The sequence below is a fragment of the Mesorhizobium sp. M1050 genome, assembly GCF_040318715.1.
Taxonomy (GTDB): Bacteria; Pseudomonadota; Alphaproteobacteria; order Rhizobiales; family Rhizobiaceae; genus Mesorhizobium.
In genome coordinates, this window is sequence record NZ_JAMYMV010000015.1 from 47,853 (window position 1) to 60,011 (window position 12,159).

The window sequence follows — 12,159 nt, forward strand, 5'->3', positions numbered from 1 at the left end:
TGGGCTATCACTGCCTTCGAACATCTTTCGGAGACTTCCCGGTGACATCACGCTTTGGCCTTTCAGCCGCCCTCACCACGCCTTTTGATGCCTCCGGGCAGATCGCCATCGCGCCGATGATCGCCCAGGCCAGGCGTTGCCTGGCGGAGGGGTGCACCAGCGTGACGCTTTTCGGCACCACCGGCGAAGGCGCATCGGTGGGCGCCTCGGAGCGGCGGTCGGTGACCGAAGCCATGCTGGCTGCCGGCATCTTGCCACATCAGCTTGTTGCCGGCGTGCTGGTCGATGCGGCCGAGGACGCCGCCGAACAGGCACGGCATGCCTTGCACCGCGGCGCCCGCAACATTCTGCTTGCGCCGCCGAGCTATTTCAAGAATGTCGGCGAGGACGGCCTTTTCGGCTGGTTTTCCACTGTTTTTGCAGCGCTCGGTCCGCTCGCCCGTGACGTGCTTCTCTACAACATCCCATCTGTCACGATGGTGAAGCTCTCGCTTGGCCTGATCGGCCGCTTGCGCACCGCCTTTCCGGATGTCGTCGCGGGGGTCAAGGATTCCGGCGGCGACTGGGCCTACAGCGAGGCGCTGCTCAGCGCCCATGGCGATCTGGTCATCCTGATCGGTGACGAACGGCATCTGGCGCGAGCGGTGCGAATTGGTGCTCAAGGCGCCATCTCCGGCATGGCCAATTTCGTTACCGGCGAAATCCGCGCCATGGCCGAGGACGGGCGCGATGATACCCGCGTCGAGCGTTTCGTGCTCGAATTGCTCAAAGATCCGGTCACGCCGGCGGTGAAGGTCATGGTGGCGCGCAAGACCGGCGACGACCGCTGGCTGGCGGTCCGCCCACCGCTGGAGCCGATCGCTTCGCAGGGGCGCCAACAGCTTGCCGTCGCCTATGACAGTCTGTTTGCCAGGGAATCAGCCTGACCGGCAAAGGGAAGCGCGCTGAAATGGAAGACGGCAGCGAACCGACCACCCTTAGGGAAAAAGCCTATGCCAGCTTCACGCGGCATTTGCTGGCTCGCGATTTGTTGCCGGGGCAATTCGTGTCGCAGCGCGAACTGGTTGCCTTCACCGGCCTGCCGCTCGGTGCCATTCGCGAGATCGTGCCGCGTCTCGAGGCCGAAGGGCTTCTGACGACGATCCCGCAGCGCGGCATGCAGATCGCCCATATAGACATCAGTCTGATCCGCGAGGCTTTTCAGTTCCGACTGTTCATGGAGCGCGAAGCGGTGGCGCTGTTCACCACCAGCGCCCCCGACGAGGAACTTGCCCGCCTGCGACGCGAACATGAGGAGATGCTGGCGCAAGCCCTTTCGCAGACCCCGACGCCGGAAATGGAAGCCAAGGCCCAAAAGATCGACTGGGCGATGCACGACACTTTCATCGATGCGCTGGGCAACGAGATCATCGCCAAGGCCTATCTGGTCAATTCCGTGAAGATCCGGCTGATCCATCAGGAGCGCTTCCGCATCGACGGGCGCGTCGTGCCGGTCATGCGTGAGCACCTCGCGGTCATCGAAGCCATGGAGAGCCGCGACCCGCAAAAGGCGGTCGAGGCGATCAGCCTGCACATCGACAAGGCGCGCCGGCTGGCGCTGCAAATCTGAGGAAACATGAGCCGCGCCGCGGTCGCGGCGCAATCGACAACGACAGCAACCGGGAGGAAGAAATGTCGTCCAATCTGTTCAACCCAACCAGGAGGCAACTCTTGCAAGGAACCGCGGCATTCGCTGCCGCCGGGCTTGCCGGCGTCCGCCCAAGCTTTGCCGCCGCCGTCGACTGGAAGCGCTTTGCCGGCACGACGCTCGACGTCAATCTGGTCAAAAGCCCGCGCAGCGACACCCTCATAAAATATCTCGCCGAGTTCGAGGACCTGACCGGGATCAAGGTCAATGCCGAGGCGACGCCCGAACAGCAGCAGCGCCAGAAGACGGTGATCGAACTGAGCTCCGGCAAGCCGAGCTTCGACGTCGTGCATCTAAGCTACCATGTGCAGAAGCGGCAGTTTGAAAAGGGCAGCTGGCTTGCCGACATATCGGGCTATCTCACTGACCCCGCCCTGACCGATCCCGGCCTGGTCGAAAGTGATTTCGCCGATGCCGGCATGCTGTTCGCCAAGGACAGCCAGGGCATGCTGCGCTCGCTGCCTTTCTCGGTCGACTATTGGATCGTCTACTGGAACAAGGAGCTTTTCGAGGCCAAGGGCCTCAAATATCCCGAAACCTTCGAGCAACTGGTGGCCGCCGCCGAGGCGCTGACCGACGCGTCGAACAACACCTACGGTTTCGTCGCCCGAGGCATCAAGAACGCCAACACGCCAGTGTGGACGTCACTGATGCTCGGCTACGACATGACGCCACTCGATAGTCAGGGCAAGCTGCGCACGACGTCGCCCGAGGCGATCGAGGCCGCCAGCCTATACCAGAGGCTGATGACCAAATCCGCGCCTCCAGGCGTCACCGGCTTCAACTGGGCCGAAGCGCAGTCCGCCTTCCTGCAAGGCAAGATCGGCATGTGGTTCGACGGTGTGGGCTTTGCCCCGCCGATGGAAAATCCTGAAAAATCGCGGGTGGTCGGCAAGGTCGGCTATGGTGTCATGCCCAAGGGCCCCAAGGCGCACGCCTCGGGCACGTTCGGCGACGGCATCGGCGTGACGGCCGCCAGCGAGAAGAAGGAGGCCGCCTATCTGTTCTGCCAGTGGGCAGTGTCGCCGGTCATGGGCGCGCGCCGGCGGCAGGCAGGCGCCGGCGTCCCGTTCCGCAAGTCGGTGCTTGAAGATCCAAAAGTCCGCGAAGGCGTCACCATGCCGGCGAGCTGGCTCGATGCGGTGGTCGGCTCCGGCAACGTCAGCCGGCTGTCGCTTCCGGTCATCATCCCGGTCACCGAGTTCCGCGACATCTATGGCGTGGCGCTGACCAATTTGATCGCCGGCGCCGATCCGGCGGAGGAGCTGAAGAAGGCCACCGAACAGTTCCAGCCGGTTCTCGACAGGAGCGAGCAAGGCTGATGTACGCCACCGCCCCAGAACGCACCGGGGTGACGACGCAAGCCATCGAAGGGAGCCAGACGATCCGGCTGGCTCCCAACTACTGGCCCTTCGTCGTTCCGGCGCTCGTCGTCGTCGGCGCAGTGATCGTCTTTCCCTGGGCCTTCACGCTCTGGATGAGCGTCAACCGCTGGACGCTCGGTCAGTCACGAAGCTTTGCCGGGATGGAAAACTATTTTCGGCTGGCAGTCGACCAACGCTTCTGGGAATCGCTGCTCCACACCTTGAGCTACACCTTCCTCTCGGTTGCCGCGCCGATGTTGCTCGGCACTGTCGCCGCCCTGATCTTCGACGCCAGGTTTCCGCTGCGCGGCTTGTTGCGCGGCGTTTTCGTGATGCCGATGATGGCAACGCCCGTCGCCGTGGCGCTGGTCTGGACCATGATGTTCCATCCTCAGCTCGGTGTCCTCAACTACCTGCTGTCGCTGGTTGGCATCCCGGCGCAGGAATGGATCTTCAACGCCAACACGGTCATCCCCTCGCTGGTCGCGGTCGAGACCTGGCAGTGGACACCGCTGGTGATGCTGATCGTGCTGGGCGGCCTGGCGTCCGTGCCGCGCGAGCCATTCGAGAGCGCCGAGATCGATGGCGCCAATGCCTGGCAGCAATTCCGTTATCTTACCTTGCCGATGATCGCGCCGTTCCTGATGATCGCGGTGATCATCCGCACCATCGATGCGCTGAAGAGCTTCGACATCATCTACGCGATGACCCAGGGCGGACCCGGCACCGCCTCGGAGACCATCAACATCTATCTCTACAACACCGCCTTCTCCTACTACGACATCGGCTATGGCTCGGCCATGGCCGTCGTGTTTTTCATCGTCATCGTCGCCCTGTCCTTCATCCTCTTGATGTTGCGCCAGCGCTCCCAGTGGATCGGCGTGGAGGGCAAATAGATGAGTTCACGCCTGCTCAACCAGATCGGGCTGTTTTTCGCGGCCCTTGTCTTCGTCTCGCCGGCGATCCTGTTCTTCCTCTGGATGATCTCGCTGTCGCTGAAATTCGAGATCGACAACGGCGCCTATCCGCCGATCCTGATCCCCGAACATCTCGCCTGGTCGAACTATGCAAAGGTGTTCGAGGAGAACAACTTCCTGCTCTATCTCTGGAATTCGGTTCTGGTGACCGGCACGGCGACAATTTTGGCACTGCTGATCGGTGTGCCGGCCGGCTATGGCATCGCACGGCTCAAGGCCGAACGGTCGGCGGTCGTCATCATGATCGCCCGCATGACGCCGGGGCTTTCCTATCTCATCCCGCTGTTTCTGCTGTTCCAATGGGTCGGCATTCTCGGCACGCTATGGCCGCAAATCATCATCCATCTGGTGGTGACCGTGCCGATCGTCGTCTGGGTGATGATCGGCTATTTCGAGACCACGCCGATGGAGCTGGAGGAAGCGGCCAACATCGATGGCGCCAGCTCCTGGCAGGTGTTCCGCCTGGTCGCCTTGCCCATCGCCAAGCCGGGCATCGTGGTTGCCTTCATCCTGTCCGTCATCTTCTCATGGAACAATTTCGTTTTCGGCGTGGTGCTCGCCAGCCGCGAAACGCGCACGCTGCCGGTCGCCGTCTACAACATGCTGTCCTACGAGCAAGTCAGCTGGGGTCCGCTCGCCGCCGCCGCACTTGTGGTGACGCTGCCGGTGCTGGTGCTGACCATGTTCGCACAAAGGCAGATTGTCGCCGGACTGACCGCCGGCGCCGTCAAGGGCGGCTGAGCGCTACCCTACATCCAATTTTTTTCGAGGAAACCCAATGGCTTCGGTGACAATCAACAACGTGCAGAAGGCTTTCGGAACGGCCAAGATCATTCACGATGTCAGCGTCGATATCGCCGATGGCGAGTTCGTCATCCTGGTCGGTCCGTCGGGCTGCGGAAAGTCGACGCTGCTGCGCATGATTGCCGGACTTGAAACGATCTCGGGCGGCAGGATCGCCATTGGCGATCGCATCGTCAACAATCTGCGGGCGCGGGACAGGAACATCGCCATGGTGTTCCAGAACTACGCGCTCTATCCGCATATGACGGTGGCAGACAATATGGGCTTTGCCCTGAAGATCAAGAAAGCCGATCCGGCCGACACCGCCAGCCGCGTCGGCAGGGCCGCCAGCATTCTCGGTCTCGACAAGCTGCTCGACCGCTACCCGCGCCAGCTTTCCGGCGGCCAGCGCCAACGCGTAGCCATGGGCCGCGCGATCGTGCGCGATCCGCAAGTCTTCCTGTTCGACGAGCCGCTCTCCAATCTCGACGCGAAATTGCGCGTCCAGATGCGCGGCGAGATCAAGGCGCTGCACCAGCGACTGGGCACCACGACGATCTATGTCACGCATGACCAGATCGAGGCCATGACCATGGCCGACAAGATCGTCGTGCTGCACGACGGCCTCGTCGAGCAGATCGGCGCGCCGCTCGACCTTTACGACCGCCCTGCCAATCTCTTCGTTGCCGGATTCATCGGCTCGCCCGCCATGAACTTCATTGCCGGCCGTATCGAGGAAGGCGTTTTCCGCAGCACCGGCGGGCTGATCCTGCCACTGCCGGAAGGCATCCACCCCGCCCATGCTTCGGGGAACGACCTCGTCTATGGCATCCGCCCGGAACATATTCGTGCGACTGTCCAAGGCATCGATGGCAAGGTTACGCTCCTGGAAGCGACGGGGTCGGAAATCTTCGCCAAGGTGGATTGTGGCGGCGAAGAGATCTCCTGCCTTTTCCGCGAGCGGCTCGCGCTGAAGCAGGGCGAGCCGGTGCGCATCGAAATCGACCGCGCCTGTGCTCACCTGTTCGATGCCAAGACCGGCCGGCGATTGTAGGGCAAAGGTCCGATATCCCAGCGCAAAGGTCTCAAGCGGCGGTTAGCTCTTGCCACGAGCGTTCCTCGGCAGCAATCTCGGCTCATAGAGCCGCTCAACGAGTGGATGCCGGCGCGCCAGGATTTTGCCATGACCCGCGATCAGATGCTCGCCCACCTCCGCGCCGCCGATGAAGTCGCGCGCGAGGCGGCGGCGCATGGGCATCATCCCTTCGGCGCCGTCCTGGTCGGGCCGGACGACCGCATCCTGATGCGGCAGGGCAATCTCGATACGGTGCGCCATGCCGAGACCGAGATCGCCCGGCGCGCCGCGGCGGCCTACGAGCCGGAGTTCCTGTGGCAATGCACGCTGGTCTCGACCTTTGAGCCGTGCGCGATGTGCGCTGGCACGATGTATTGGGCGAATATCGGGCGGTTGGTCTACGGGTGCGATGAGACCAAGATCCTTGCGCTGACCGGGGATCACCCTGAGAACCCGACGATGAGCCTCTCCTCGCGCACCGTGTTCGGCTCCGGCCAGAAAAAGATCGAGGTCTTTGGCCCCTTCCCCGAAATCGAGGACGAGTTGCACGAGCCGCACCGCGATTTCTGGAAGCGCTGACGCTTCGTGCCAGTCGGCAACCGGTCGATGGCAACAGCCGTCGGATCGATCGGAGCCGTAATGCTGCTGCCGTGCGCGTGGGAAAGTCTCCCCGCAGGCTATGGTGGATTTATTGCGATTTGGTGAGCGCGATGGGATTCGAACCCATGACCTACTGATTAAAAGTCAGTTGCTCTACCGGCTGAGCTACGCGCTCCCGCGGGCTCAAAAGCCGCCCTCGAAATTGCGCGGAACATAGGGAGAGTGCCTCGACCGGTCAACCGGAAAAAGAGGGTTCGTAAACATGGCTTCGCCCCGTCGCGGCACTCTCTCGTCGCATCAGCGGAGAGAGCAACTAAGGAGCTCAGTCGTTTTGCCCGCAGCGGCATCCTGTCCCCGGAACAATTGCATAGGCCACTCGTTTTTCCAGCACGGGGACGTCCGCTAACCCTTGAGGAGAAGAGCAATGAACAGAATCACAGTGGGTATGCTGGCAGCCACGCTCTCGGCCACATTCGTTACGGCGGAGGCGCTGCCCGTCAACGCCCAACCGAACTATGTGCCGCAATCCCAGGTCGCGGTGCCGGATGTGCAGACAGTCCAGTACCAGGAGTGGCGCAAGAACCGCTACAATCGCAGCTTTTCGCGTGACCGCAATTTTTCCCGCAATCGCGTGATCTATTGGAACGGCCATCGCGGCTATCGCGAATATCGCCCCGGCTATCGCCGCCACGGCGATTATTGGTTCCCGCTCGCGGCCTTCGCTACCGGCGCGCTGATCACCGGCGCCATCATCAACAACGAACGCAATCGCGTCTATGAGGGCAATTCGCATGTGCAGTGGTGCTACGATCACTATCGCAGCTACCGTGCTTCGGACAACACGTTCCAGCCGAATTATGGCCCGCGCCGTGAGTGCCGTTCGCCTTACTGATTGAGTGAGTGGGAGCGATAGCGCTCCATTGAAGACCCGTGCCAGAAGTGGCGCGGGCCTTTCTTTTCGGTCAGCCCGCCCCATCACCGACCACTGATGGCCGTTTATTACACACTCAGCGTTCTGCGAACAGCATCGCGCCAGCCAGCAAGCTTGGCTATGCGCACGGAGCCATCCATGTCCGGCTGGAACCTCCGCTCCAGTGCCCAGCTTTTCGCGAACTTCTTGGCATCCGGCCACACACCGGCCTTCGAGCCGGCCAGCCATGCGGCGCCCAGCGCGGTCGTCTCGAGAATGGTCGGACGGTCGACCGGCGCATCGAGGATGTCGGCGAGGCGCTGCATGGTCCAGTCCGACGCCACCATGCCGCCATCGACCCTGAGCACTGTCCTGGCTGAGGCGCCCTTCCAGTCCTTGCGCATGGCGTCGAGCAAATCGCGCGTCTGGTAGGCCACGGCCTCCAGCGCGGCGCGGGCGAACTCCGCCGGACCGGAATTGCGGGTCAGGCCGAAAATGGCGCCACGTGCATCGGCGTCCCAATGCGGTGCGCCGAGGCCGACGAAAGCCGGAACCAGATAGACATTCTGCGTCGGATCGGCTTCGGTTGCCAGTTTGCCGCTGTGCTCGGCCTTGCCGATCACCTTGATGCCGTCGCGCAGCCACTGCACGGCAGCACCGGCAATGAAGATCGAGCCTTCCAGCGCATAGGTGGTCTTGCCGTTCAGCCGATAGGCGATGGTGGTCAAAAGCCGGTTTTTCGAGCGCACCAGGTCGCTGCCGGTGTTGAGCAGCGCAAAGCAGCCGGTGCCATAGGTGGATTTCATCATCCCCGGGTCGAAGCAGGCTTGGCCAATGGTCGCCGCATGCTGGTCGCCGGCAACGCCGAGAATCCTTATCGCGGCGCCGAAGAGATTTTTCTCCGTGATTCCATAATCATCGGCGCAGTCCTTTACCTCGGGAAGCATTTTGGCCGGGATGTTTAGAATGGCCAGCAGTTCTTCATCCCAGACATTCTTCTCGATATTGTAGAGCAGCGTGCGCGAGGCATTGGTGGCATCGGTGGCGTGGACCTTGCCGTCGGTCAGCCGCCAGATCAGAAAACTGTCGATGGTGCCGGCCAGCAATCCACCTTTCTCTGCGCGCCGCCTCGCGCCCTTCACCTTGTCCAACATCCAGGCGATCTTGGTGCCGGAGAAATAGGGATCGAGCAGCAGACCGGTCTTGCGGGTGAATTTCTTCTCCAGGCCATGCTTTTTCAGTTTCTGGCACAGCGGCGCGGTGCGCCGGTCCTGCCAGACGATGGCGTTGTGGATCGGCTTGCCGGTCGCCCTGTCCCAGATGACGACGGTTTCGCGCTGGTTGGTGATGCCAAGCGCAGCCACTTCGGAAGCATTCCGGCCGGCCTTCTTCAGCGCCGCCTTCACCGTCGCCACCACACTCGCCCAGATTTCCTCCGGATCATGCTCGACCCAGCCGGAGGCCGGATAATGCTGCGTGAATTCCTTCTGCCCGCTGCCGACGACCTTCATCTGGCCATCGAACAGGATCGCCCGTGTCGAAGTCGTTCCCTGGTCGATTGCCAGCACAAAACCGCTCATTCCAGCGCCCTCCGCCTCGATACAAAGAGGGGAGACGGCAACGAGCCGCCTCCCCCAATTTCACACGGGCGCGCGAACGCCCGCATAGACAATGCTACTTCTGCCAGCTCTTCACCAGTTCGTCGTAGTTGATGGTGATCGGCTTTTCCTTCTCGTTCTCGATCTTGAGCTGAGGAGCGAGATTGCCCTTCTTGACCGCGTCGGCGTTCCAATAGGCGAGGTCATGCTCTTCGGCCATCTTCGGGCCGATATCGCCCTGGACGCCCGACTTCTCGATACGGCTCATCACCTTTTCCTGCTCGCTGCAGAGCGAGTCCATCGCCTCCTGCGCCGTCTTGGCGCCCGACGATGCATCGCCGATCGCCTGCCACCAGAGCTGTGCCAGCTTCGGATAATCAGGCACGTTGGTGCCGGTCGGCGACCACTGCACGCGAGCCGGCGAACGGTAGAACTCGATCAGACCGCCGAGCTTGGGCGCACGTTCGGTAAAGCTCTTGTCGTGGATCGTGCTCTCGCGGATGAAGGTCAGCCCGACATGGCTTTTCTTCACGTCGACGGTCTTCGAGGTGACGAACTGGGCGTAAAGCCAGGCGGCCTTGGCGCGGTCGGTTGGGGTCGACTTCATCAGCGTCCAGGAACCCACGTCCTGGTAGCCGAGCTTCATACCGTCCTTCCAGTAGACGCCGTGCGGCGACGGAGCCATGCGCCACTTCGGCGTGCCGTCGTCGTTCAGTACTGCCTTTGCGCCGGCATCAACCATCGACGCGGTGAAGGCGGTGTACCAGAAGATCTGCTGCGCGACCGCGCCCTGAGCCGGAACTGGGCCGGATTCGGAGAAGGTCATGCCCTGGGCTTCGGCCGGAGCGTAGGCCTTCAGCCAGTCGAGGTACTTCTGGATCGAATAGACGGCCGCCGGGCCGTTGGTGTCGCCGCCGCGCGCCGTGCAGGAGCCAACCGGTCGCGAATTCTCGTCAACCTTGATGCCCCATTCGTCGACGGGCAGGCCGTTCGGGAGGCCTTTGTCGCCGTTGCCCGCCATCGACAGCCAGGCGTCGGTGAACCGCCAACCGAGCGACGGATCCTTCTTGCCGTAGTCCATGTGGCCATAGACCTTCTTGCCGTCGATCTCACGGCCGGTGAAGAACTCTGCGATGTCCTCATAGGCCGACCAGTTGACCGGAACGCCGAGGTCGTAGCCGTACTTGGCCTTGAAGTCGGCCTTGTTCTTCTCGTCGTTGAACCAGTCGTAACGGAACCAGTAGAGGTTGGCGAACTGCTGGTCGGGCAGCTGGTAGAGCTTCTTGTCGGGCGCCGTCGTAAACGAGGTGCCGATGAAGTCCTTCAGGTCGAGGTTCGGATTGGTAACGTCCTTGCCGTCGCCCGCCATCCAGTCGGTCAGGTTGCGCACCTGCTGGTAACGCCAGTGGGTGCCGATCAGGTCGGAATCGTTGACCCAGCCGTCATAAAGATTCTGGCCGGTCTGCATCTGGGTCTGGATCTTCTCGACGACGTCGCCTTCCTGGATGACGTCATGCGTGACCTTGATGCCGGTGATGGCGGTAAAGGCCGGCGCCAGGACCTGCGATTCATACTGGTGCGTGGCGATGGTTTCCGAAACGACCTTGATGTCCATGCCGGCGAAAGGCTTCGCGGCATCGATGAACCACTGCATTTCGGCTTCCTGGCCGGCGCGGTCGAGCGTCGAAAGCGGACCGATTTCCTTGTCCAGGAAAGCCTTTGCCTCGTCCATTCCGGCGTAGGCATTGCCAACCCCGAGTAACAGGACAAGCGCAGTCGTTGATGTTAAAAATTGCCGTCGCATTGTGTTTCCTCCACTGTTTTAAGGTTTCAAGTGCGATCTGGAGCGGCCGCCGGCACGCGGTCGCTCCAACAGTTTCCCCCTCTATACGTAGCGGAACACGCCGACGGCGTAGACCACGGAGAGAGCGAGAGCCCACCACAGGTTGGGTCCGACAAGACCCAGCCAAGCGAGATGGATAAAGGCGCTGCCAAGCAGCGACAGGAAAAGACGGTCGCCGCGCGTCGTCTCGAAACGCAGCACGCCGACGCGCGGATTGCCGCCCGGCGAGGCATATTCCCACGCCGCCATGCCGCACAGCAGCAGAAGGATGGTCCCGAAGAAGGCTGCTGTCGGCCAGGTCCATGCCATCCAGGTGAGGTCGAAATTCATCGTCATGCCCTCCCCGGGGCAAGGCCCTTGGCGATGGTGTTGCGAACGAATTCTGGCGTTCGTTTCATCAAACCCTCCCCAGGGCGAAGCCCTTGGCGATGTAATTGCGCACGAACCAGATGACGAGCGCGCCGGGGATCAGCGTCAGCACGCCGGCAGCGGCGAGCAGGCCCCAGTCCATGCCGGCGGCCGAGACCGTGCGGGTCATGGTGGCGGCGATCGGCTTGGCGTCGGTCGTGGTCAGCGTGCGGGCGATAAGCAGTTCCACCCACGAGAACATGAAGCAGAAGAAACAGGCGACGCCGATGCCGCTCGCGATCAGCGGCATGAATATCCTGACGAAGAAGCGCGGAAACGAATAGCCGTCAATATAGGCCGTCTCGTCGATTTCCTTCGGCACGCCCGACATGAAGCCTTCGAGGATCCACACCGCCAGCGGCACGTTGAACAGGCAGTGCGCCAGCGCGACGGCGATGTGGGTGTCGATCAGGCCGAAGGCCGAATAGAGCTGGAAGAAGGGCAGCGCGAACACTGCCGGTGGCGCCATGCGGTTGGTCAGCAGCCAGAAAAACAGGTGCTTGTCGCCGAGAAAGCGATAACGCGAGAAGGCGTAGGCCGCCGGCAGCGCCGCTGCCACCGAGATCACCATGTTCATCACCACATAGGTGATCGAGTTGATGTAGCCCGAGTACCAGGATGCATCGGTGAAGATGGTGACGTAATTGGCGATCGTCGGCGCATGCGGATAGAGCGTCAGCGAGGAGACGATCTCGGCATTGGTCTTGAAGCTCATATTGATGAGCCAGTAGATCGGCAGCAACAGCACGATGATGTAGACCGTCGGCACGATCCACCACCAGCGCGATTCCTCGCCGCGGCGGCGCATCAGCCGCGCGATCTGGTCCTGCGACATAGCACTGGCGAGCCCTTCCGAAGCCGTCGTTTCGCTCACTCTGTCCTGCCTCGTCGTTCTTTCGTTGGCGCCGCTCATC

12 protein-coding genes and 1 tRNA gene are annotated in these 12,159 nt (G+C 62.1%); 8 read left to right on the top strand and 5 right to left on the bottom strand.

Annotation, left to right across the window (positions count from 1 at the left end; translation table 11 throughout):
• The first annotated feature begins 41 nt into the window (after positions 1-41).
• The 7 genes from NKH57_RS11625 (at position 42) to NKH57_RS11655 (ending at position 6,465) form a co-directional block, all read left to right on the top strand.
• Positions 42-926 carry a dihydrodipicolinate synthase family protein gene (locus NKH57_RS11625; protein WP_352944306.1) on the top strand — a complete coding sequence of 295 codons (885 nt, stop codon included), beginning with the start codon at positions 42-44 and terminating at the stop codon, positions 924-926.
• Positions 927-949: 23 nt separating this feature from the next.
• Positions 950-1,609, top strand: a complete 660-nt coding sequence (locus NKH57_RS11630; RefSeq protein WP_023759287.1) for a GntR family transcriptional regulator — start codon at positions 950-952, stop codon at positions 1,607-1,609.
• A 62-nt stretch (positions 1,610-1,671) separates the two neighbouring features.
• Complete coding sequence (locus NKH57_RS11635) at positions 1,672-3,009, top strand: ABC transporter substrate-binding protein (protein ID WP_352944308.1); 1,338 nt, start codon at positions 1,672-1,674, stop codon at positions 3,007-3,009.
• A complete protein-coding gene (locus tag NKH57_RS11640; protein WP_352944310.1) occupies positions 3,009-3,947 on the top strand; it encodes a carbohydrate ABC transporter permease in 939 nt (312 codons plus the stop codon). Before NKH57_RS11635 ends, NKH57_RS11640 begins: the two co-directional genes overlap by 1 nt.
• Positions 3,948-4,769 (top strand): carbohydrate ABC transporter permease, encoded by an 822-nt coding sequence (locus tag NKH57_RS11645; RefSeq protein WP_352944312.1) that lies wholly within the window; start codon positions 3,948-3,950, stop codon positions 4,767-4,769.
• A 37-nt stretch (positions 4,770-4,806) separates the two neighbouring features.
• Positions 4,807-5,865, top strand: a complete 1,059-nt coding sequence (locus NKH57_RS11650) for an ABC transporter ATP-binding protein (RefSeq protein ID WP_352944314.1) — start codon at positions 4,807-4,809, stop codon at positions 5,863-5,865.
• Between the two features lie 129 nt (positions 5,866-5,994).
• Positions 5,995-6,465, top strand: a complete 471-nt coding sequence (locus NKH57_RS11655; protein WP_352944364.1) for a nucleoside deaminase — start codon at positions 5,995-5,997, stop codon at positions 6,463-6,465.
• A gap of 120 nt (positions 6,466-6,585) precedes the next feature.
• Here NKH57_RS11655 and NKH57_RS11660 read toward each other — a convergent pair.
• Positions 6,586-6,661 (bottom strand) — tRNA-Lys (locus tag NKH57_RS11660).
• Positions 6,662-6,910: 249 nt separating this feature from the next.
• Here NKH57_RS11660 and NKH57_RS11665 point away from each other — a divergent pair.
• A complete protein-coding gene (locus NKH57_RS11665) occupies positions 6,911-7,378 on the top strand; it encodes a BA14K family protein (protein WP_352606182.1) in 468 nt (155 codons plus the stop codon).
• 107 nt (positions 7,379-7,485) lie between these two features.
• On the opposite strand, the gene glpK is transcribed toward NKH57_RS11665, so the two are convergent.
• The 4 genes from glpK to NKH57_RS11685 all read right to left on the bottom strand — a co-directional run bounded on the left by glpK (position 7,486) and on the right by NKH57_RS11685 (position 12,158).
• Positions 7,486-8,976 carry a glycerol kinase GlpK gene (glpK, locus tag NKH57_RS11670; protein WP_352944316.1) on the bottom strand — a complete coding sequence of 497 codons (1,491 nt, stop codon included), beginning with the start codon at positions 8,974-8,976 and terminating at the stop codon, positions 7,486-7,488.
• Positions 8,977-9,070: 94 nt separating this feature from the next.
• Positions 9,071-10,798, bottom strand: coding sequence for an ABC transporter substrate-binding protein (locus tag NKH57_RS11675; RefSeq protein ID WP_352732187.1), 1,728 nt, complete (start codon positions 10,796-10,798; stop codon positions 9,071-9,073).
• Positions 10,799-10,879: 81 nt separating this feature from the next.
• The gene (locus NKH57_RS11680; RefSeq protein ID WP_023777478.1) at positions 10,880-11,167 is read right to left on the bottom strand and encodes a DUF2160 domain-containing protein; all 288 of its coding nucleotides are present in this window, start codon (positions 11,165-11,167) and stop codon (positions 10,880-10,882) included.
• A 67-nt stretch (positions 11,168-11,234) separates the two neighbouring features.
• Complete coding sequence (locus NKH57_RS11685; RefSeq protein WP_127258930.1) at positions 11,235-12,158, bottom strand: carbohydrate ABC transporter permease; 924 nt, start codon at positions 12,156-12,158, stop codon at positions 11,235-11,237.
• Position 12,159 lies beyond the last annotated feature (1 nt).